20 protein-coding genes are annotated in these 22,031 nt (G+C 62.3%); 14 read left to right on the plus strand and 6 right to left on the minus strand.

Annotation, left to right across the window (positions count from 1 at the left end):
- The first annotated feature begins 267 nt into the window (after positions 1–267).
- Genes GTP41_RS02270 through GTP41_RS02280 form a run of 3 tightly spaced genes read left to right on the plus strand, consistent with a single transcriptional unit; the run spans position 268 to position 1,828 of the window.
- A complete protein-coding gene (locus GTP41_RS02270) occupies positions 268–930 on the plus strand; it encodes a hypothetical protein (protein ID WP_161023909.1) in 663 nt (220 codons plus the stop codon).
- 39 nt (positions 931–969) lie between these two features.
- Positions 970–1,350, plus strand: a complete 381-nt coding sequence (locus GTP41_RS02275) for a glyoxalase superfamily protein (RefSeq protein ID WP_161023910.1) — start codon at positions 970–972, stop codon at positions 1,348–1,350.
- Between the two features lie 7 nt (positions 1,351–1,357).
- A complete protein-coding gene (locus tag GTP41_RS02280; protein WP_161023911.1) occupies positions 1,358–1,828 on the plus strand; it encodes a DUF4124 domain-containing protein in 471 nt (156 codons plus the stop codon).
- A 19-nt stretch (positions 1,829–1,847) separates the two neighbouring features.
- Here the strand turns inward: GTP41_RS02280 and GTP41_RS02285 are convergent, their stop codons facing one another.
- Positions 1,848–3,569: a TRAP transporter large permease gene (locus GTP41_RS02285; protein ID WP_161023912.1), complete on the minus strand. Its 1,722-nt coding sequence runs from the start codon at positions 3,567–3,569 to the stop codon at positions 1,848–1,850.
- Positions 3,566–4,108 carry a TRAP transporter small permease subunit gene (locus GTP41_RS02290; protein WP_161023913.1) on the minus strand — a complete coding sequence of 181 codons (543 nt, stop codon included), beginning with the start codon at positions 4,106–4,108 and terminating at the stop codon, positions 3,566–3,568. Before GTP41_RS02290 ends, GTP41_RS02285 begins: the two co-directional genes overlap by 4 nt.
- Before the next feature lie 447 nt (positions 4,109–4,555).
- Here GTP41_RS02290 and GTP41_RS02295 point away from each other — a divergent pair, with 447 nt between their 5' ends.
- Both GTP41_RS02295 and GTP41_RS02300 read left to right on the plus strand, forming a co-directional pair.
- Entirely contained in the window at positions 4,556–4,999 is a 444-nt protein-coding gene (locus GTP41_RS02295) for a hypothetical protein (RefSeq protein ID WP_161023914.1), read from the plus strand.
- A 77-nt stretch (positions 5,000–5,076) separates the two neighbouring features.
- Positions 5,077–5,424 carry an immunity protein Imm33 domain-containing protein gene (locus GTP41_RS02300; protein WP_161023915.1) on the plus strand — a complete coding sequence of 116 codons (348 nt, stop codon included), beginning with the start codon at positions 5,077–5,079 and terminating at the stop codon, positions 5,422–5,424.
- A 613-nt stretch (positions 5,425–6,037) separates the two neighbouring features.
- Here the strand turns inward: GTP41_RS02300 and GTP41_RS02305 are convergent.
- Together GTP41_RS02305 and argH are read right to left on the minus strand one after the other, a co-directional pair.
- Positions 6,038–6,355, minus strand: a complete 318-nt coding sequence (locus GTP41_RS02305) for a hypothetical protein (RefSeq protein WP_161023916.1) — start codon at positions 6,353–6,355, stop codon at positions 6,038–6,040.
- Positions 6,356–6,426: 71 nt separating this feature from the next.
- The gene (gene argH, locus GTP41_RS02310; RefSeq protein WP_161023917.1) at positions 6,427–7,824 is read right to left on the minus strand and encodes an argininosuccinate lyase; all 1,398 of its coding nucleotides are present in this window, start codon (positions 7,822–7,824) and stop codon (positions 6,427–6,429) included.
- A gap of 50 nt (positions 7,825–7,874) precedes the next feature.
- On the opposite strand from argH, the gene GTP41_RS02315 reads away from it, so the two are divergent.
- The 4 genes from GTP41_RS02315 to GTP41_RS02330 are packed head-to-tail and all read left to right on the plus strand — an operon-like array spanning position 7,875 to position 11,685.
- Complete coding sequence (locus tag GTP41_RS02315; protein WP_202419576.1) at positions 7,875–8,390, plus strand: nuclear transport factor 2 family protein; 516 nt, start codon at positions 7,875–7,877, stop codon at positions 8,388–8,390.
- Positions 8,390–8,818 carry a GNAT family N-acetyltransferase gene (locus GTP41_RS02320; protein ID WP_161023918.1) on the plus strand — a complete coding sequence of 143 codons (429 nt, stop codon included), beginning with the start codon at positions 8,390–8,392 and terminating at the stop codon, positions 8,816–8,818. Before GTP41_RS02315 ends, GTP41_RS02320 begins: the two co-directional genes overlap by 1 nt.
- A gap of 25 nt (positions 8,819–8,843) precedes the next feature.
- Complete coding sequence (locus tag GTP41_RS02325; RefSeq protein WP_371867246.1) at positions 8,844–10,247, plus strand: cyanophycinase; 1,404 nt, start codon at positions 8,844–8,846, stop codon at positions 10,245–10,247.
- Positions 10,248–10,278: 31 nt separating this feature from the next.
- Complete coding sequence (locus GTP41_RS02330) at positions 10,279–11,685, plus strand: IgA Peptidase M64 (RefSeq protein ID WP_161023920.1); 1,407 nt, start codon at positions 10,279–10,281, stop codon at positions 11,683–11,685.
- 98 nt (positions 11,686–11,783) lie between these two features.
- Here GTP41_RS02330 and parC read toward each other — a convergent pair whose 3' ends face one another.
- Positions 11,784–14,132 (minus strand): DNA topoisomerase IV subunit A, encoded by a 2,349-nt coding sequence (parC, locus tag GTP41_RS02335; RefSeq protein WP_161023921.1) that lies wholly within the window; start codon positions 14,130–14,132, stop codon positions 11,784–11,786.
- Between the two features lie 14 nt (positions 14,133–14,146).
- Entirely contained in the window at positions 14,147–16,144 is a 1,998-nt protein-coding gene (locus tag GTP41_RS02340; RefSeq protein ID WP_161023922.1) for a DNA topoisomerase IV subunit B, read from the minus strand.
- 127 nt (positions 16,145–16,271) lie between these two features.
- Between GTP41_RS02340 and GTP41_RS02345 the strand changes: the two genes are divergently transcribed.
- The 5 genes from GTP41_RS02345 to kdpB all read left to right on the plus strand — a co-directional run bounded on the left by GTP41_RS02345 (position 16,272) and on the right by kdpB (position 22,020).
- Positions 16,272–17,087: a response regulator gene (locus GTP41_RS02345; RefSeq protein WP_161023923.1), complete on the plus strand. Its 816-nt coding sequence runs from the start codon at positions 16,272–16,274 to the stop codon at positions 17,085–17,087.
- A 186-nt stretch (positions 17,088–17,273) separates the two neighbouring features.
- Complete coding sequence (locus GTP41_RS02350) at positions 17,274–17,993, plus strand: TorF family putative porin (protein WP_161023995.1); 720 nt, start codon at positions 17,274–17,276, stop codon at positions 17,991–17,993.
- Positions 17,994–18,095: 102 nt separating this feature from the next.
- Complete coding sequence (locus GTP41_RS02355; RefSeq protein WP_161023924.1) at positions 18,096–18,185, plus strand: potassium-transporting ATPase subunit F; 90 nt, start codon at positions 18,096–18,098, stop codon at positions 18,183–18,185.
- Between the two features lies 1 nt (position 18,186).
- Positions 18,187–19,911 carry a potassium-transporting ATPase subunit KdpA gene (gene kdpA, locus GTP41_RS02360; RefSeq protein WP_161023925.1) on the plus strand — a complete coding sequence of 575 codons (1,725 nt, stop codon included), beginning with the start codon at positions 18,187–18,189 and terminating at the stop codon, positions 19,909–19,911.
- Between the two features lie 12 nt (positions 19,912–19,923).
- Positions 19,924–22,020 (plus strand): potassium-transporting ATPase subunit KdpB, encoded by a 2,097-nt coding sequence (gene kdpB, locus GTP41_RS02365; protein WP_161023926.1) that lies wholly within the window; start codon positions 19,924–19,926, stop codon positions 22,018–22,020.
- Positions 22,021–22,031 lie beyond the last annotated feature (11 nt).

Raw genomic sequence — 22,031 nt, forward strand, 5'->3', positions numbered from 1 at the left:
AAGTCAGATTTACAAAAAATGTCCATTTCTAGACATTTGATTACATTTTGCTACCCGCTGAGCTAGCGTGACTTGCATAAAGATGGCGCACGATAGGCTTGAGATGTCGGGTACTTACAACGAAATAGAGGGGTTTTTCTAGTTTCGTGTTTGATGCAACACAAATATGTATCAAATTGTCACGTCGACGTTGCACTAGTTGAATTTCGCGTTTTACACTAGCCCGTCAATTGTTTGACGTATTACTCAGTGAGGGCGCAATCACTCATGTTGTCCATATCTACCAAAGTCGAAAGGATCGTCACGGAGTCGCCCTTCCTGAGCGAAGGGCTGCGCCGTGGCCTGATCAATTTGTCGGAACTGGCGCGCCAGCTGCAACCGCAGCTCCAGAACGACCTGTGGAAGCCGGTCGGCCAGGCGGCCGTGGTCATGGCCTTGCGCCGCGTGGCCGAACGCCTGCCCGACAAGGAATCGCAGGAACTGGTGCTGGCCCAGCAGTCGGGCCAGCTGACCGCGCGCACCGATCTGGTTGAATTCACCTTCCGCCGCTCGGACCGCATCGACGATTGCCACCGGCTGCTGCTGGAACGTGTCGGCACCGGCCACGGCCTGTACCTGACCGTGACGCGCGGCAGCGAAGAGGTGATGGTGGTGTGCAGCCGCCCCTTCATCGGCATCGTCGAGCAGCTGTTCGCCAACGAGCGCCTGCTGGCGCGGCTGGAGAACCTGAACGCGGTGACGTTGCAGCTGACCGCCGATTCCTGGCGCACCCCCGGCATCTACCACGCCATCCTGAAAAAGCTGGCCTGGGACAAGGTCAACCTGATCAACCTGATCTCCACCCACACCGAGCTGACCCTGCTGATCGAGAAGGAACACACAGGCGCCGCCTTCAGCGTCCTCTCGAACATGATTGCGCACAAGCATTGAGGTACACTCCCTGCAGGGTGTTCCTACAGGGAGAAATGCATGGGCGTGAGACGCGAAACGCAGCGGGTGGTGCCGGCGCTGCGGGTGGCCAGTTATGCCGCCAGCAAGCCGTTCTACGAGTCGCTTGGTTTCCGCGAGCAGTGGACGCACCAGTTCGAGCCGGGCTTTCCGCTCTTCGCGGCCATGGCCTTCGACGGCATGGAGATTTTCCTCAGCGAGCACACGGGCGACTGCCAGCCCGGTGGGCTGGTACACTTCTACGTAGCCGACGTGGACGCATTGTTCGACGATTTCCTGGAGTACGGCGTGACGGTGGAAACAGCTCCGAACAACGACCTGGGACCCGACCTGCGCATGATGTCCGTGCTCGACCCCGACAAGAACCGTCTCAAATTCCTGACCCAGACCCATTGGGAGTAAGCATCAGATGATTAAAGCGCCGTTAATCGCAGCCCTGTGGCTGGCCGCCGCAACCCAGGCCGGTGCGCAAAGCCTGTTCAAATGCACCGTGGACGGCAAGGTGACCTACCAGTCCATGGCCTGCGCCAAGGGCGGCGAAACGCTCGACGTGCCGCCGCCCCCGACCGCGGCGCAAGTCAAGGCGGCGCAGGCGCGCGCGCAGGAAGATCGTGAGCGCATGGAGCAGCTGGCCGCGCGCAACCGCGCCCAGCGCGAGCAGCGCGCCAAGGACGAAGAGACGGCGACTCAAACGGCGGCGGCCAACAAGCCGCCCGCCAAAGCCGATTGCGACAAGCTGCGCAGCCAGCGCGCGGATTTGTACGGCCAGCGCAACGACAACCGCCGCGCCGGCAACCTGGCCGCGATGGGCGAAACGCAAAAGTCGATCGACAAGCTGGAAGGCGACTACACCAAGGCCGCCTGCGGCCCGCTGGACTAACACCAGCGGGCGCCAGGCGCTATTTCTTCTCTTCCTCCGGCTGGGAGAAGTTCAGCTCCGGCTGTTGTTCATCGTCCTGCTTTTGCGCCGGCAGCGAGTCCGGTATCGCCGGCTGCTCGATCTGCAGGTCGCCCGACTCCACCTTGCCGCCCACGCCGCGGTCCAGGAAATAGGTCACCGTCTGCGGCAGCGCCGCCACCAGCAGCACCATCAGCATCTGCAGGCCCACCCAAGGCAGCGCGCCCCAGTAAATGTCGGAAGACTTCACTTCCTTCGGCGCCACGCCGCGCAGGTAGAACAGCGCAAAACCGAACGGCGGATGCATGAAGGAGGTCTGCATATTCACGCACAGCATCACGCCAAACCACACCAGCGCCGCCGATGCCGCCGCTTCCGGGCTGCCCATCATCGGCTCCAGTTCCGGCGCCAGGATCTTCTGCGCCACCGGCGCCAGCATCGGCACCACGATGAAGGCGATCTCGAAGAAATCGAGGAAGAAGGCGAGGAAGAACACGAACAGGTTCACCACCAGCAGGAAGCCGATCCAGCCGCCCGGGATGCCGTTGAACAGGTGCTCGACCCACAGGCCGCCGTCTACGCCCTGGAACACCACCGAGAAGCAGGTGGAGCCGATCAGGATGAACACCACCATGGCCGTCAGGCGCATGGTGGACTGGTAGCTTTGCACGATCAGCTCGCGCAGCGGCTTGATGCGGCTGGCGCGGATCAGCATCCAGGCCACGGCCAGGTACAGCACGCCGAGCGAAGCCTGCACATACGGCTTGGCCGCAGCGTCAATGCCCACCTGCGCCTTGAAGTAGAAGGTACCGATCACGGCGGCCAGCCCCAGCGCCACCATGCCGGCGCGGAACACCAGCTTATCGCGTCCGCTGAATTCCGGATGGCGGATCACCGCCAGGATCACCGCGCCCAGCGCGCCCATGGCGCCCGATTCGGTCGGCGTGGCCACGCCCAGCATCATGGTGCCCAGCACCATAAAGATCAGCACCGCCGCCGGAATGATCCCCTGCAGGCACTGCTTCCACAGCGCCCAGCCGCGCGGGCCCAGCTCATTTTCCGGTGCCGCCGGCAGCCATTCCGGCTTCACGCGCGACAGAACAAAGGTGTACAGCGCGAACAGCGCGATCTGGATCACCGAAGGCCCCCACGCGCCCAGGTACATGCTGCCCACGTCGGCCGATGCGGTCTGGGTTTTCAACTGGTCCGCCAGCACCACCAGCACCAGGGACGGCGGCACCAACTGGGTAATGGTGCCGGATGCCGCCAGCACGCCGGTGGCGTAGCGCATGTGGTAACCGTAGCGCATCATCACCGGCAGCGAAATCATGGCCATCGCGATCACCTGCGCCGCGACGGTGCCGGTGATGGCGCCCAGGATGAAGCCGACAATGATCACCGAGTAGCCCAGGCCCCCGCGCACGCCGCCGAACAGGCGGCCCATGGAGTCCAGCATATCCTCCGCCAGCCGGCACTTTTCCAGCACCGCGCCCATGAAGGTAAAGAAGGGAATCGCCAACAACAGGTCATTGGCCAGCACGCTGCCGAAAATCCGTTGCGGCACCGCCTGCATGAAGGGCACGCCGAAGAAGCCCTGCAAGATCGCGATCACGCCAAAGAACAGGCCCACCGCCAGCAGCGAGAAGGCCACCGGGAAGCCGACCAGCATGAACAGCACCAGGCCGCCGAACATCAGCGGCGGCATCATCTCCAAAGGAATCATTGCACCGGCCTTTCGTATTTGCTGTCCAGGTGGGCCTGGCCCGCGAGGTGGGCGATGCGCTTGACCAGCTCAGAGACGCCTTGCAGCGTGAGCAAGGCAAAGCCGATCGGCACGATGAACTTGATCGGCCAGCGCGGCAGGCCGCCGGCATTGCTCGATTGCTCCATGATGGCCCACGACGGCAGGAATAGCGACTCCCACGACAGCCACGCGAACAGGATGCAGGCCGGGAACAGGAAGACGATGATGCCGAACACGTCGATCCACAGCTGCGCGCGTTCCGAGACATGGCCGTAGATCAGGTCCACGCGCACATGCTCATTGCGCTGGAAGGTGTAGCTGGCGCCCAGCATGACGGCGGCGCCAAACAGGTACCACTGCATTTCCAGCAGGGCGTTCGAGCTCCAGTCAAAGCCATAGCGGATCATGGCGTTGCTGGCGCTGATAAAGCATGAGGCGAGGATCATCACATTGGCCAGCTGCCCGCAACGATAGCCTATGCGGTCCAGCCAATGCGACAGCTTGAGTAAGCCCTGCATTGCATCTCCTGATTATTGGATTAGTTGTTGCAAGGATATCAGCCTTCCGGGCGCGAATCACGCATGCCGCAGTTTTTGTATCTCTGCTATTGTATGCCGATTTGATAATTGTTGCGCTAAAGAAACTTTCATGCAGGAAGCCCTTCAACAACAGGTATATGCCGCCCTGACGGCGCAAGGCGAGTGCTCTGTAGCACGGGATGCGAGGTAACCGAACAGATGTATCACTACGTTGTAAGGGACTGACTAAAGGAATGCCTGAAAGCCCCAACAAGAACGAAGAATTGCAAGCTATTGATCAGATTGAGCAAGATTTTCGGACGCAGGTATTCTTGTACGATCTAGTGGTGGGGAACATCCTTAGCGAAAGAACTAGGCAACTGGCATCAGCCGGCCAAGAGCGGTCACCGCGTTTCGGACTATCGCAAAATATCTACTTTTAGAATTATGAGCTCATCGGAAGTCCTTGCTTTTCAATATCTCTGGGACGGTTCTCAGCCCGGCTGGGTGTTGACGCGCCTCTATGGAAATGATGTCGGACTATCTCTGAAGTTTGAACAACCTGATGGCCCATCGCCTCGAGAACTGATGGCGGTGAGGCGTTCCGTGTCGGAATATAAATCGCTGCCGCTTAGTCAAGTTATTGAGCGGTTGCGCGGATGTCCGATCTTTTTCCTAGGACGATTTGAGTCCAGGTATGCTCGTAGAGTGGCGGACGCTTGTCGCAACGAAGGTTTGAGCGTGTTGGAAAAAATTCTCGATACCCCCCAGTTCCTGCCGACAAACGAGATAACTAAATCAGTTTTGGTGATCGAGGATGATGAATTGGCCAAGTGTGTGTACGATTCGGCGCTTCAACATGGTATCCCTGTCCGACACGTTGAAAATTAGGCGAGCAGCCCGATTTGACCGCGTACAGTCGGCCAGGAGCCGTCACTCAGAAACTAAGGCAGCAAAGCGACATAATCATGCAAAGCGATCCAAGCGAAATTTGCCGCCGATTCGGCACGACATACATGCCTCCCGATGCTGGTCTGAAGGTAGGGATTGCACTAGAATCGCTGGGAAATATACCGCTTCATGCGGTGCGGCTTCGCCCGGAAGGCGGTACGTGCGGCTGGTATATCTACGGCGGCGAGCATTCAACGGAAATTGATTTTTACCAGGCACTTCACGTTGACCACTTACCTGAGCTTTGCCCGGAGATCGTACCTTATTTAGCATTACCGCCAGGCTGGCGCGTATTGCTTGCCCCAGACTATGAAGATGTTTGGTTCGATGGCGAATTGCTGAAAAGTGAAGCCGACGGGTCGTAACGGCCAGAAGCTGACGAATTCGTTTATGTACTCGCAATGAGATAGGTGTTTATGACTTGGATAGTTGGGGCAGCCTCGCTCTTCGGCTACGGAGCCGTGATTTCAGATGTTCAAGTAACGTGGAGCAATGGCCGTACGGCAGACGTATTGCAAAGGGCATACCCAGTCGGAAGATTTTTAGTTGGCGGGTTCGCGGGGTCTGTGTATATCGGATTTCAGCTGATGGAAAGTCTCAAAGAAATGTTGCAACTTCCGGGACAAGCTTCTGTAATGACCCAGTGAATTCCTGCTCAGGGCAGATCCCCGCGCCAGAAAAGCCATCCGCACGGGCAGTCCTAGAGGCTGAAAAAACTGGAGCGCCTCATGATCGCTATTCTTCAAGCCGCCAGAAGCCCTGAGTTCGTTAGCGCTAGCTTTCAAGTTTGGCTATTCGGTGCGCTTGGGTTGGCGGTTCGAGCAAAGTACTTCGTGCGCACAGGGAGGCATCGCGCGAATCGTGGCCGATATTTTTATAAACTTCTCGTGACAGTACCTGGTCAAGTGTGTGGTATCGCTTAACTACGGCATATCGCTGCAGTTTGCCTTAATGGCGGCAGCCTGGCTCTGGCGTCGCTTAAAGCATGAACCAACAGATCGGCATCGCTACAACGATAAGCAGGCAGCCCAGCATCAGGCTCCATTCGACGAGAAAGCCGCGCTTGCGGCGAAATAGCGCTGCGCCTGTAATGATGCCGATAGTGGAAGACGCAGCCAGCGAGAACAAGTAGAGAAATAGAATTCCCTGTCCCCAACCGGCGCCGGCGTAGCCGGATGGCGGCTTGCCGAAAGCTTCCAGCGCCACGGCGCTGAACGTAAGCGCGGTGATCTCGGCAACAGCGATTGCCAGGCCGAGCAAAGTGGCGCGCCAGAGGGGGCGCGTGGCGGAAGTCATGTGCGTCGCTGGCATGCCGGTGTCCGGGGGAGTGGCCGCCGGCATGTCATGTGGGCGGCCTTTGGGGCTGCTTAGCCGGCCAGCTGCTGGCGCACGCGGGCAATCGCTGCGCGCACCTGGTTCGGCGCGGTGCCGCCCACGTGGTCGCGCGCGGCGACCGAGCCTTCCAGCGTCAGCACGGCGAATACGTCGTCGCCCACCAGCGGCGAGAAGGCGCGCAACTGCTCCAGCGACATCTCGGACAGGTCGATCTTCAGGTCGTCGCAGGCGCGCACCGCATGCGCCACGGCTTCGTGCGCGTCGCGGAATGGCAGGCCTTTCTTGACCAGGTAGTCGGCCAGGTCGGTGGCGGTAGCGTAGCCTTGCAGGGCGGCCGAGCGCATGGCTTCCGGCTTGACGGTGATGCCACCGGCCATGTCGGCGAAGATGCGCAGGGTGTCCACCACGGTGTCGACGGTGTCGAACAGCGGTTCCTTGTCTTCCTGGTTGTCCTTGTTGTAGGCCAGCGGCTGGCCTTTCATCAGGGTCAGCAGGCCCATCAGGTGGCCGTACACGCGGCCGGTCTTGCCGCGCGCCAGTTCCGGCACGTCCGGGTTTTTCTTCTGCGGCATGATGGAGGAGCCGGTGCAGAAGCGGTCGGCGATGTCGATGAAGCCGACGCGTGGGCTCATCCAGATGATCAGTTCTTCCGACATGCGCGACACGTGCATCATCAGCAGCGAGGCGGCGGCGGTGAACTCGATCGCGAAGTCGCGGTCGGAGACGGCGTCCAGCGAGTTGTGGCAGACATCGTCGAAGCCCAGCGACTGCGCCACGCGCAGGCGGTCGATCGGGAAGGTGGTGCCGGCCAGCGCGGCGGCGCCCAGCGGCAGGCGGTTCACGCGCTTGCGGCAATCCTGCATGCGCTCGACGTCGCGGCCGAACATTTCGACATAGGCCAGCATGTGGTGGCCGAAGGTGATCGGCTGCGCCACTTGCATATGGGTGAAGCCGGGCAGGATCACGTCGGCGTTCTTCTCGGCCAGGTCGACCAGGGCGCCGCGCAGCTGCTGCAGCAGGCCGGTGATGTCGTCGATGGCGGCGCGCACGTAGAGGCGGATGTCGGTCGCCACCTGGTCGTTGCGGGAGCGGCCGGTGTGCAGGCGCTTGCCGGCGTCGCCTACCAGTTCGGTCAGGCGCTTTTCAATATTCAGGTGCACGTCTTCCAGGTCCAGCTGCCATTCGAACTGGCCGGCGTCGATTTCGCCGCTGATCTGGGCCATGCCTTTCTGGATCGCGGCCAGGTCGCTGGCGGCGATAATGCCTTGCGCGGCCAGCATGTCGGCGTGCGCCAGCGAGCCCTGGATGTCGGCTTTGGCCATGCGCTTGTCAAAAAACACGGAGGCGGTGTAACGTTTCACGAGGTCGGAAACGGGTTCGGAGAAGCGTGCGGACCAGGCTTCCGCCTTCTTGGAGAATTGATCTGTCATAGTAGGTTTTCCGGTGAGAGTCGGACGATTATAAACAAGTAGGAGATTGAATGAAGAAGTTAGCAAGTTTGCTACTGCTGGCGCTGGCCGCCGGCAGTGCTTTCGCACAGGGTGCGCGCCCGGCCGACGTGGCCTCGGTGGACAGCATTGTGGCCGCCCTGTACGACACGATTTCCGGCCCGGCCGGCAAGGCGCGCGACTGGGACCGCCTGCGTTCCCTGTTCCGTCCCGATGGCCGCATGGTGGTGCACAGCCCGAACAAGGAGGGCGTGCTGAATACCCGCGTGCTGAGCATCGAGGACTACATCACCCGCACCACGCCGGTGTTTGCCAAGGAGGGCTTCTACGAATCCGAACTGGCGCGCACCAGTGAGCATTTCGGGCAGATTGCCCACGTCTTCACCACCTACGAGGCGCGCCACGCGCCGGGCGACAAGCCGTTTGTGCGCGGCATCAATTCGATCCAGCTGGTGAACGACGGCCAGCGCTGGTGGATTTCGCAACTGCTGTGGCAACCGGAAGGCGAGAAAGCGCCGCTGCCGGAGCGCTACCTGAAGCCGCGCTGATGGACGGCTTTGAGGTCAGCTGCGATGCGGGCCGCCTCGATGTGGGCCTGGTGCACCGCTTCCTGTCGCAGGAATCGGCCTGGGCGCGCGGCATCCCGCGCGAACTTGTCGAACGCGCAATGGCCAACTCGCTCTGCTTCGGCGGCTACCTTGACGGAAATCAGGTGGCGTTTGCCCGCGTAATCACAGACCGGGCAACCTTCGCTAATATGGTGGATGTGTTCGTGCTGCCCGCGTTGCGCGGCCGGGGCTACAGCAAGCGCCTGATGGAGTCAGTGCTTGCTCACCCGGATTTGCAGGGTTTGCGGCGCTTCACGCTGGCCACGGGCGATGCGCACGGACTGTACGCGCAATTCGGTTTTACTCCACCCTCGCGTCCAGCTACACTGATGGAAAGGTATTACCCGGATGTCTACCAGCGATGCTAGTGAGCAAGTCGAGGAGGAGATCATCGTGAAGCTGAGTTCCCGCGCAAGCCTGGCCCGATTGGGCCTTGCCTTACTAGCCGCCTGCGGCCTTCCGGTACAAGCCAAGGAAGCGCCACCCAAGAAACCCGTTCCCGCATCGAGCGGGCGCACCAGCACGACGCCGCCGCCGGAGACGCCGGCCAAAGCGCCGCCGGCGCCCGATCTGAGCGCGCCGGTACGCATTGTGGCGGGCGCCAGCGCCACGCTCAGCGGCGGCTCGGCAGCCATCGCACCGTCACCAGTGGCGGCGCACCAGGGCTCCCTGGTCATCATTGGCGGCGGCCTGCGCGGCGACAATGCGGACGTGTGGCAGCGCGTGGTGAAGCTGGCCGGCGGCAAGGGCGCGCGTATCGCGGTCTTCCCTTCGGCGGCGGGTAATCCCGAGGGCTCGGCCCAGATCATCATCGGCTACCTGCGCAAATGGGGCGCGGACGCATTCCTGGTGCCGGTTGCGGTGCGCCTGGCGGGCAGCGACTACAAGAAGAATGCGGACGACGCGGCGCTGGCGAAAAAAATCCGCGAGTCGGACGGTATCTACTTCGCCGGCGGCGACCAGGGGCGCATCACCAAGGCCCTGGTGCGCGAGGACGGCTCGCAGACCGCCGTGCTGGAAGCCGTGTGGGACGTGTACCGCCGGGGCGGCGTGATCGCCGGCACTTCGGCCGGCGCGGCCATTATGAGCAGCACCATGTTCGCCAATCCGAAAGCGGTGCTGTCCATGCTGCAGACCGGCATAGCGGACGGGCGCGAGCTGGGCCCGGGCCTGGGCTTCATCGGCGACGACGTGTTTGTCGACCAGCACCTGCTGGTGCGCGGCCGCTTTGCGCGCATGATCCCCGCCATGCTGGCCAAGGGCTACCAGATCGGCCTTGGCATCGATGAGGACAGCGCGATGGTGGTCAACGCCCAGCGCGAGGTGGAAGTGATCGGCTATAAGGGTGCCTTGCTGATCGACCTGTCGCGCGCCGAGTGGGACAAGGTCAACCCGCACTTCGGCGTACGCAATGCCGTGATCAGCTATCTCGATCGCGGCGACAAGTTCAATATCGCCACCCATATGTTCACGCCCGCCACCGAAAAAGCGGGCGGACGCATAGACCCTACCCGCACGCTGGGGCGCGGCGCGGTGTACAGCAACGATGTGCTGGGCAACAGCGCGGTGATCGACCTGATGGAGCGCCTGATCGACAGCAACCAGGAAGAGGCGATCGGCATCGCCAGCGGCAACCCGCGCGCCAGCGGCACCGAAGTCGGTTTCGAATTCCGCTTTACCAAAACGCCGGACAGCGTGGGCTATGTGTCCACCGTGGGCGAGGCCTACTCGGTGCTGAATATCCGGCTCGATATCCGGCCGATCGAAATCACGCGACCGCTATACAAATATAAGTAGAATACCGGGCAAACAACAACCCGGAGATTCCATGCCTCACCTGAACAAGCTGCTGGCCGGCGCCGCCCTGTGCGTTGCCGCCAGCCAGGCGCTGGGCGCGCAGCCAGCCACCGTGCGTCTCGACTATATGCACACCGGTAATGCGCTAAACGAAAGCTACGCCATCGAGCAAGTTGTGATTGAGCCGCTGCCGTGGCCGGGCGATATGGCCAAGACCATCGACACCACCAACCGTGGCGTGAACAAGGTCGAAGTGGCCGATGCCAAGACCGGCAAGATTCTCTACACCCGCACCTTTTCCACCATTTTCGGTGAATGGAAGTCCACCGAGGAAGCGGCCAAGCTGACGCGCGGCTTCCACGAATCGGTACGCTTCCCCAAGCCTGAGCGCCCGGTCAAAGTGCGTATTCTGAAGCGCGACGAACGCAATGAGTTCTCCGTGGTGTGGAGCGTGGAAGTTGATACCGACGCGATGGACGTGGTGCGCAAGCAGGACCCGGCGCCGGCCAAGCCGATCGCCATCCGCGTTAACGGCCCGAGCGAGAAAAAGGTCGACCTGCTGATCCTGGGCGACGGCTACACGCAAGCCGACATGGCCAAGTTCGAAGCCCGCGCACGCAAGCTGTCCGACTACCTGTTCAGCGTGTCGCCGTTCAAGGAACGCGCCAAGGACTTCAACGTGTGGGCGATGGCTGTGCCGACGCAGGAATCGGGCGCCTCGCGCCCCTCGACCGGCGCGCACAAGGCGTCCAAGCTGGGCACGCGCTACGACATCTTCGGCAGCGAGCGTTACGTGCTGACGCTGGATAACCGCGCCCTGCGCGAGATCTCGCAGCATGCGCCGTATGAGTTTATCGAGATCCTGGTCAATAACGACACGTATGGCGGCGGTGGCATTTACGGCCAGTTCAGCACAGCGGCGGCGGATAACGACTGGGCCAATTACCTGTTCGTACACGAATTCGGCCACCACTTTGCCGGCCTGGCGGACGAGTACTACACCTCGCCGGTGGCCTACGCGACCGGCGGCGCGCGCATGGAACCGTGGGAGCCGAATGTGACGGCCTTGCTCGAGCCCGCCAACGTGAAGTGGAAAAAGCATGTGACGGCGGGGACGGCGCTGCCGACCGCGTGGCCGAAGGCGGAGTACGAGGTGCATTCGCGCGAATACCAGAAGATCCGCGCGCAACTGCGCAAGGATAATCGCCCGGAATCGGAAATGAGCAAGTTATTCAAGGAGGATCTGGCGTGGACGAACAAGCTGTTCTCCACGGCGCCGAACCGGAAGGCGGTGGGCGCGTTTGAAGGGGCGAATTACGAAGCGACCGGCTACTTCCGCTCGCAGCAGCAATGCCTGATGTTTGACCGCAGTGAGGCGTTCTGCGTTGTGTGTAATGAGGCGGTGCAGGAGACGATCGATCTCTATGCTCCGCGCTAAACCCGTTAAACCTGGGTCAGACCCAAGGGTCAGACCCAGTTGACGCGGCTGTCGCAGGCCAGGGTCCGACCCTTGGGTCGTACCCTGGTTTTCCGGGTTTAGGTGTTAGGCACCAACCCCGTCGGCTTAATCCGCACCGGCATCGGTTTCCCCTTCCGCGCCCGCTTACCAAAGTGCGGCGCCAGCGCGGTCGGTCCCATGCGGTCCTCCTTCGCCTTCTGCGCATTGCCGATACCAAGCACAGTCACGCCCTTATCGGTAATCGCACAAGCAGCCACCAGCTTCTCCTTATCCGCCAGATCCATCAGGATCACGCCGCGGCCGCCATTGGAGAGCACCTTCATCTCATCCATGCCGAACACCAGCAGGTTCGCCTTCTCCGAGATCACAGCCACCGCACTGGCGTTCTCCGCCACCACAGTCGGCGGCAGCGGCTTCGAGCCCTCGTCCAGGGTGATGAAAGCCTTACCGCCCTTCAGTCGCGACACCATATCGCCAGCCTTGGCGATAAAGCCATAACCCGCATCCGAAGCAATCAGCAGCTGCTTGTCGCCGGTGCCCGCGTAGTAGTGCAGCAAACGCGCACCGCCCGACAGGTCCACCAGCGTGGTAATCGGCACGCCATCGCCGCGCGCATTTGGCAGGGCAGCCACCGGCACCGAATACACCTTGCCGTTATCGCCGAAGCCGAGCAGCGTATCGACCGTACGGCACTCAAACGCGCCATACAGCGAATCGCCCGCCTTGAACGTGAACTGCGCCGGATCATGGCCAATGCCGGTACGCGCGCGTACCCAGCCCTTTTCCGAGATGATCACGGTCACCGGCTCGTCCGCCACTTTCTGCTCAACGACAGCCTTCTGCGCTTCCTCAATCAGGGTGCGGCGCGCGTCGCCGTAAGTCTTGGCGTCGCCGTCGATTTCCTTGATCACCAGGCGGCGCAGGGTGGACGGATTGTCCAGCACATCCTGCAGGCCTTCGCGTTCCTTGCGCAGCTCGGACAATTCCTGTTCGATCTTGATCGCCTCCAGGCGCGCCAATTGGCGCAGGCGGATCTCGAGGATGTCTTCCGCCTGGCGGTCCGACAGCTTGAAGCGTTCGATCAGCGCCGCCTTCGGTTCATCCGAATTACGGATGATGGCGATCACTTCATCGATGTTCAGCAGGACGATCTGGCGGCCTTCCAGGATATGGATGCGCTCATCGACCTTGTTCAGGCGGTACTGGGTACGGCGGGTCACGGTGGCGAAGCGGAACTCGATCCACTCGGCCAGGATATCGCTGATGCCCTTCTGGCGCGGACGGCCATCGCCGCCGATCATCACCAGGTTCATGGACGCCGACGTCTCCAGCGAGGTATGCGCCAGCAGCATGTGCATGAACTCAGTCTGGTTCTGGTTCTTCGACTTCGGCTCGAACACCAGGCGCACCGCAGCCTCGCGGCCCGATTCATCGCGTACCTTGTCAAGCTGGCCAAGCAGCAGGCCTTTCAGCGCCACCTGTTCCGGCGACAGGGCTTTCTTGCCCAGTTTGACCTTGGGATTGGTCAGTTCCTCGATTTCTTCCAGCACCTTCTGCGATGAAGTCCCTGGCGGCAGTTCGTACACGACCGCCTGCCATTGGCCGCGCGCCAGTTCTTCGATCTTCCAGCGTGCGCGCACCTTCATCGAACCGCGGCCCGACGCATACATATCATCGATCTGCGCGCGCGGGGTGATCAGCTGGCCGCCGCCCGGGAAGTCCGGGCCAGGGATCAGTTCCATCAGTTCCGCATGCGAGATCTTCGGATTGCGGATCATGGCCACGGCGGCTTTCGCCACCTCGCTCAGGTTGTGCGAAGGGATCTCGGTCGCCAGGCCCACCGCGATACCGGAGGCGCCGTTCAGCAGCACCATCGGCAGGCGCGCCGGCAGCAGGGCAGGCTCCTCGTACGAACCGTCGTAGTTCGGGATGAAGTCCACGGTACCCTGGTCGATTTCGTCCAGCAGCAGGCGCGAGATCGGCGTCAGGCGGGCTTCGGTGTATCGCATGGCCGCAGCGCCGTCGCCGTCGCGCGAACCGAAGTTACCCTGGCCGTCGATCAGCGGATAGCGCAGCGAAAAGTCCTGCGCCATGCGCACCAGCGCGTCGTACACCGACTGGTCGCCGTGCGGGTGCAGCTTACCCAGCACGTCACCGACCACGGTGGCGGATTTGCGCGGCTTGGCGGTCGGGCCCAGGCCCAGTTCATTCATCGAATACAGGATGCGGCGCTGCACCGGCTTCTGGCCGTCGCACACGTCCGGCAGGGCGCGGCCCTTGACCACGGAGATCGCGTAATCGAGGTAGGCCCGTTCGGCGAAGGTGGACAGGGTCAGGGTTTCACCGCCGTCGTCACCGCCGCCGCTGTTGTTGCCGCCTTCCGGCTGCTCCGGAATCGGCTCGTCAAAGAGATTTGCTTGAGTCATATTTGTAGCGTGTATTAGATGTCTGCTTCAACTTCGTTGCCGTGTTCTTCGATCCATGCGCGGCGGGCGGCGGCTTCGCCTTTGCCCATCAGCATATTGAAGCGCGAGGCGGAGTAGCTGTGGTCGAAATCGCCCAGCGACACTGGCAGCAGGCGGCGGGTGTCCGGATTCATGGTGGTTTCCCACAGCTGCTCGGCGTTCATCTCGCCCAGGCCCTTGAAGCGAGAGATAGTCCAGGAGCCTTCCTTCAGCCCATCCTTGCGCAGCTTGTCCTCGATCGCCACCAGCTCGCCGTCATCCAGCGCATACAGCTTCTGGATCGGCTTCTTGCCGCGCGCCGGCGCATCCACGCGGTACAGCGGTGGACGGGCGATGCAGATGTTGCCGTTCTCGATCAGTTTCGGGAAATGGCGGAAGAACAGGGTAAGCAGCAGCACCTGGATGTGCGAGCCGTCCACGTCCGCATCGGAGAGGATGCAGATTTTGCCGTAACGCAGGCCGCTTACATCCGGCGAATCGCCGTAGCTGTGCGGATCGACGCCGATCGCCACCGCGATGTCGTGGATCTCGTTATTGGCGAACAGGCGGTCGCGGTCGGTCTCCCAGGAGTTCAGCACCTTGCCGCGCAGCGGCAGGATGGCCTGGTATTCCTTGTCGCGGCCCATCTTGGCCGAACCGCCCGCCGAGTCGCCCTCGACCAGGAAGATTTCGGTGCGCGCCGTCTCGTCCGACTCGCAATCGGTCAGCTTGCCCGGCAACACCGCCACGCCGGAGGACTTCTTCTTCTCCACCTTTTGCGCCGAACGCAGGCGCGATTGCGCCTGCTTGATGACCAGTTCCGCCAGCTTTTTACCGTAGTCGATGTGCTGGTTCAGCCACAGCTCCAGCGCAGGCTTGGAGAAGGTGGACACCAGGCGCACCGCATCGCGCGAATTCAGGCGCTCCTTGATCTGGCCCTGGAACTGCGGGTCCAGCACCTTGGCCGACAGGACAAAGGAAGCGCGCGCAAACACGTCTTCCGGCAGCAGCTTCACGCCCTTCGGCAGCAGCGAATGCAGCTCGACGAAGTTCTTCATCGCGCCGAACAGGCCCTCGCGCAGGCCCGATTCATGGGTGCCGCCGTTCGGGGTCGGAATCAGGTTGACGTAGGACTCGCGCACCACGCCGCCTTCTTCGGTCCAGGCCACCACCCACGAGGCGCCTTCGCCCTCGGCAAAGCCTTCCGCGTCCGGGGTCGCGAACTGTTCGCCTTCGAACAGGGGGATCAGGGTCTCGCCGTTGGAAGTCTGCGCCAGCTGCTCATTCAGGTAGCCGCGCAGGCCGTCCTTATACATCCAGGTCTGCTCGTCGCCGTTCTTGGCGTTCTTCAGCGTGACCGTCACGCCCGGCAGCAGCACCGCCTTGGAGCGCAGCAGGCGTTGCAGCTCGACCTGCGAAATCAGCGGCGAATCGAAATACTTCGCATCCGGCCAGGCGGTTACGCGGGTACCGGATTTTTTGCCGTCCTTTGGCGCCGGCTGGGAGGCCAGCGGCTCCACCAGGTCGCCGTTTTCGAACGCCAGGTGGTGGAAACCGTTGCCGGCGTCGTCTTTTCGCCACACCGAGATCTCCAGGCGTTTGGACAGCGCGTTGGTGACCGAAACGCCGACGCCGTGCAGGCCGCCCGAGAAGGCGTAAGCCCCGCCCGAGCCCTTGTCGAACTTACCGCCCGCGTGCAGGCGGGTGAAGACGATCTCCACGGTCGGCACGTTCTCCTCGGGGTGCAGGCCGACCGGGATGCCGCGGCCGTCGTCCTCCACCGTGATGGAGCCGTCCGCATTCTGCGTCACGATAATGTTCTTGCAATGGCCGCCCAGGGCTTCATCGGAGGCATTGTCGATCACCTCCTGGATGATGTGCAGCGGGTTCTCGGTACGGGTGTACATGCCCGGACGCTGCTTGACGGGTTCCAGTCCTTTCAGGACGCGGATGGATGATTCGCTGTAGTCGGAGACTGGTTTTTTAGTGGCCATACGTGTTCTTGGTAGTGCAAAGTGCTGTGATTATATACAGTATTTTCCGTCTTGACGGGGCTCTTGCCTGCGCATTCTATCCGCAACGGCCGGTGGCGCAAGGGAATCGCGGCGGTAAAATGGGTTTATGACCACAGATCGGCACCCGTTCGCAGTCAGGCTGGTCGGCTTCCCCCCGGACGCCGAACGGGCCCTCGCGCAGGGGCTGGCGCGAGCCCCGGCAGACGGCGCGGGCTATTTATGCCTGTCCGAAGACAGCCTGCGCGACCCCGGCCTGTACATCGCCAACGGCACCGAACTGAAAGCGCTGGCCGTGATCGCATCGTTGGCGGCAGGCGACATCCGGCCCGCCCTGGTGCTGGGCGCGACCGGGGTGGCGCTGCCGTACCCGAATTTGCCGCTGCCGGTGCAATGGAGCGTCCTGCATGGCGAGCTGGAACGCCTGCTGGCGCGCCGCGCCGCAGTGCTGGCCGGCCTGTCCGCCTCCGGCCAGCCGCTGGTGCCCGAGCGGCGCCGCCGCGAACGGCTCGACCTCGACCTGACCGAACCCGCCGTCTATGAAAGGATGCGCAAGCCGCGCCGTGAAGGCGCGGTGCTGTGCGTGGACGCCAACGCGCACTTCAGCGAACAACTGGGCAAATCGTTGAAGCAGTTCGGTACCGCCGTCTTATGGGCGGTGGACGGCGTCGGCGCGCTGGCGATTAGCCGCCAGCAGGCGGTGGCCGTGGTGCTGCTTGATTTCGCCGCCCCCATCATCGACCACTATTTACTGTGCGCCCAATTGCGCAGCGAGCCAGGGCAGCCCGAAGTGATCTTCCTCGCCCAAAGCGCCCACGACTACGACAGCACCCGCGCCCGCGCCGCCGGCGCCGCCGGCATGCTGGACAAACCCCTCGCCGAACACCAGGTTCAATCCGTCCTCCGCAAATACATGCGCCTCTGAGCAAAAATGTCCACTTTGGGGTCAGGAAGAAATGTGGACATTTCGAGGAAATGTCCACATTTCTTCCTGACCCCAAAGTGGACATTTTCCCTTTTTACGGTTTGTTTACAGGGGTGGGCTGTGTTTTAAGGCTGTTTTTACGCGTTGATCGATAGAGTGGTTGGACCTTAACCCTTTCGATGAATGATGAAAAAACTGATCTTTGCTGCCGCGATGTTGGCGTCTTTTGGCGCTTCGGCGGAAACCAGCCTTAATGCGGCGCTCACTTCGGACTACCGCTATCGCGGCATTTCCCAAACCCGCTTGCAGCCTGCGTTGCAGGGCGGCGTTGACTACGTCGATAGCCAAAGCGGTCTTTACGCCGGGGCTTGGGCTTCCACCATCAAGTGGACCAGGGATGCGGGCGGTGGCGGTAGTGTCGAGCTGGATGTCTATGGCGGGAAGCGCGGCCAGGTCTCTGCGGACGTCAGCTACGATGTGGGTGTGTTGACCTATGTCTACGCCAACAATGGCCTGAAACATGTGGCGGGCTTTGCCAACGCCGATACCACCGAAATCTATGCCCAGCTTGGCTACGGGCCGGCGACCCTGAAGTATTCCCACGCGCTGACCAACCTGTTCGGCTTCGTCGATAGCAAAAACTCCGGCTACCTGGACTTGAGCGCCAATCTCGACGCGGGCAGCGGCTACACCATCAACCTGCATGCGGGCCGCCAGAAAATCCGCAGCAACCGCGCCTCCGATTACACCGACTGGAAAGTGGGCGTCACCAAAGACCTTGGCGTCGCCAGCCTGCAGTTGGCGGCCGTCGGCACTAATGCCAGCAAAGTGGCCTACGCCTCGCCGGCAAACGGCAAATTCACCGGCAGGACCGCCTTTCAGCTGACCCTCAGCAAAACCTTCTGAAGCGAACAAGCCAATGGACATCGTATTTGTCGGCGCACTCGTCGCCTTTTTCGCCCTGGTGGCCGCGATGGCCGCCGCCTGCGACAAGCTGGGAGGGCGGCAATGAACCTCTTTTACCTCATTGGATCGGCTGCTACGGCCGGTTTGCTGGCCTACCTGCTGGTAGCCCTGCTGAAAGCGGAGGATCTCTAATATGACCACGCAATCCTTTTTACTGCTGGCGGCTTTCATGGCGGTGCTGTTTGCCGCCGCCTGGCCCCTGGGCGGGTGGCTCGCGCGTGTCGCGGATGGCCGCGCCGTGCCAGGCCTGGGCTGGCTGGGCGCTGCGGAAAACCTGCTGTATCGCGCCGCTGGCATACCGCTGGCGACAGAAAAACAGGGCATGGGCTGGAGGGCTTACGCTATCGCGCTGCTGGTCTTCAATACCCTGGGCGCGCTGTTCGTCTATGCCGTGCAGCGCCTGCAGCTTTGGCTGCCTCTGAACCCACAAGGCCTGGGCAACGTCAGCCCGGACTCCTCGTTCAACACCGCCATCAGCTTTGTCGCCAACACCAACTGGCAGGGCTACGTGGGCGAGCAGACTATGAGCTACCTGAGCCAGATGCTGGCGCTGGCGCCACAGAACTTCCTGTCCGCCGCTACCGGCATCGCGGTCGCCTTCGCGCTGATCCGAGGCTTTGCCGCGCGCTCCACCCAGTCGATCGGTAACTTCTGGGTCGACCTTACACGGATTACGCTGTACGTGCTGTTGCCGCTTTCGTTTGTCTTCGCCGTCTTCCTGATGGCGCAGGGCGTGATCCAGAACTTTTCCACCTACCAGGACGTGACAACCCTGCAGGGCGCGCAGCAAACCATCGCCATGGGCCCGGTCGCTTCGCAGGAAGCGATCAAGATGCTGGGCACGAATGGCGGTGGCTTCTTCAACGCCAATTCCGCCCACCCCTTTGAAAACCCGACCCCGCTGACGAACTTCGCGCAGATGCTGTCGATCTTCCTGATCCCGGCCGGCCTGTGCTTCGCCTTCGGCCGACTGGTGGGCGACCGCCGCCAGGGCCGGGCGGTGCTGGGCGCCATGTCCATCATGTTCGTGGTGGCCGCCAGCGGCATTATGGCCGCCGAGCAGTCCAGCCATCCGGCCTTGCAGGCGATGGGCGTTGACCAGTCGGCCAATGCGCTGCAGGCTGGCGGCAATATGGAGGGCAAGGAAAGCCGCTTCGGCATCGCCGCCTCCGGCCTGTTCGCCGCCGTCACCACGGCGGCATCGTGCGGCGCCGTGAACAGCTTCCACGATTCCTTCACGCCGCTGGGCGGCATGGGGCCGACCTTGCTGATGCAGCTGGGCGAGGTGGTGTTTGGCGGCGTCGGCTCCGGCCTGTACGGCATGCTGGTCTTCGCCATCATGGCGGTGTTCATTGCGGGGTTGATGATCGGGCGTACGCCGGAATACCTGGGCAAAAAGATCCAATCCTATGAGATGAAGATGACTTCCATCGCCATCCTGGTCACGCCGACCCTGGTGCTGGTGGGAACGGCCATCGCCGTGATGACGGATGCCGGCAGGATGGCGGTCGCCAATCCCGGCGCGCACGGCTTCACCGAAATCCTGTACGCGTTCAGCTCCGCCGCCAATAACAACGGCAGCGCCTTCGCCGGCATCTCCGCCAATACGCCGTTCTACAACACCATGCTGGGCATCGCCATGTGGTTTGGCCGCTTCGCCATGATCGTGCCCGTGCTGGCGATTGCCGGTTCGCTGGCCGGCAAGCAGCGACTGCAAGCCAACGCCGGCACCATGCCGACCCACGGCCTGATGTTCGTGTTCCTGCTGGTCGCCGTGGTGCTGCTGGTCGGTGTCCTGAACTATGTTCCTGCCCTGGCGCTTGGCCCGGTCATCGAACACCTGCAACTGTATAAATAAGGAGCGCACATCATGTCGCAATCCCAGGCGATTCCGGTCGCCCAAGCTGGCCAGCGCCTTAAGCTGTTCGAGTCCAAGCTGGTGCTGCCCGCCATTGTAGATTCCTTCAAAAAGCTGAATCCCGCGGTGCAGCTGCGTAGCCCGGTGATGTTCGTGGTCTACGTCGGCAGCATTATCACCACGCTGCTGTATGTCCAGGCCCTGTTCGGCCAGGGCGAGTCCAGCCCGGGCTTTATCCTGGCCACCGCGGTCTGGCTGTGGTTCACCGTCTTGTTCGCGAACTTCGCCGAAGCACTGGCCGAAGGCCGCAGCAAGGCACAAGCCGCTTCCCTGCGCAGCCTGAAACAGAGCGTCACCTCCAAAAAGCTGGCCAAGCCAAAGCATGGCACGGGCTGGCTGCCGTGCCCGGCCAACGACCTGCGCAAGGGCAATTACGTGCTGGTGGAGGCCGGTGACGTGATTCCCATTGACGGCACCGTGGTGGAAGGCGTGGCCGCGGTCGACGAGAGCGCCATCACGGGCGAATCGGCGCCGGTGATCCGTGAATCGGGCGGCGACTTTTCGTCCGTGACCGGCGGCACCCGCGTGCTGTCCGACTGGCTGGTGGTGCAGGTCACAGCTAATCCGGGCGAGACCTTCCTCGACCGCATGATCGCCATGGTGGAAGGCGCCAAACGCAAGAAGACGCCGAATGAGATCGCGCTCACCATCCTGCTTGTGGCGCTGACCATCGTGTTCCTGATCGTGACGGCGACCTTGCTGCCGTTCTCGCTGTTCTCCGTGGCGGCGGCGCAGGCGGGCACGCCGATCACCATCACGGTGCTGATTGCGCTGCTGGTGTGCCTGATCCCGACCACCATCGGCGGCCTGCTGTCGGCCATCGGCGTGGCCGGCATGAGCCGTATGATGCAGGCCAATGTGATCGCCACTTCCGGCCGCGCGGTGGAGGCGGCGGGAGATGTTGACGTGCTGCTGCTGGATAAAACCGGCACCATCACCCTTGGCAACCGCCAGGCGTCGGCCTTCTTCGCCGCGCCGGGCGTGACCGAGCGCGAACTGGCCGACGTGGCGCAGCTGGCGTCCCTGGCGGACGAAACGCCGGAAGGGCGCAGCATCGTGGTGCTGGCCAAGCAGAAGTTCGATATCCGCGAGCGCGAAATGTCGCCGCTGCACGCCGTCTTCATCCCGTTTTCCGCCAACACCCGCATGAGCGGGGTGGATATGGCGGGGCGCCAGGTGCGCAAAGGCGCGGCGGAAGCAGTGCGCAGGCACGTGGAGGAGGCCGGCCAGGCATGGCCGGCGGAAGTGGCGCGCGCTGTCGATGATGTGTCGCGCCGTGGCAGCACGCCGCTGGTGGTGGCCGATTCTGGCCGCGTAATGGGCGTGGTGGAGTTGAAGGATATCGTCAAGGGCGGCATCAAAGAGCGCTTCGCCGAACTGCGCCGCATGGGCATCAAGACCGTGATGATCACCGGCGACAACAAGGTGACCGCCGCCGCCATCGCCGCTGAGGCAGGTGTGGATGACTTCCTGGCCGAGGCGACGCCTGAGGATAAGTTGAAACTTATCCGCAGCTACCAGGCCGATGGCCGCCTGGTAGCCATGACCGGCGACGGCACCAACGACGCCCCGGCGCTGGCCCAGGCCGACGTGGCGGTGGCCATGAGCTCGGGCACGCAGGCCGCCAAGGAGGCCGGCAATATGGTGGACCTGGATTCCAATCCGACCAAGCTTCTGGAGATCGTGGAGATCGGCAAGCAGATGCTGATGACGCGCGGCTCGCTGACCACGTTCTCGATCTCGAATGACATCGCCAAGTACTTCGCCATCATCCCGGCAGCCTTCGTTGGCACCTATCCGCAACTGAAGGCGCTGGACATCATGCAACTGAGCAGCCCGAACTCCGCCATTATGTCCGCCGTGATTTTCAATGCGCTGATCATCATGTTTTTGATCCCGCTGGCGCTGAAGGGCGTGCGCTATCGCGCCATTGGCGCCACCGCGCTCCTGCGCCGCAACCTGCTGGTATATGGCCTGGGCGGCCTGCTGCTGCCCTTCGTTGGCATCAAGCTGATCGACCTGCTGCTGGCCGCCTTCAACCTCGTTTAAGCTGGAGAACT

The organism is Pseudoduganella guangdongensis, assembly GCF_009857475.1.
Lineage (GTDB): Bacteria > Pseudomonadota > Gammaproteobacteria > Burkholderiales > Burkholderiaceae_D > Rugamonas > Rugamonas guangdongensis.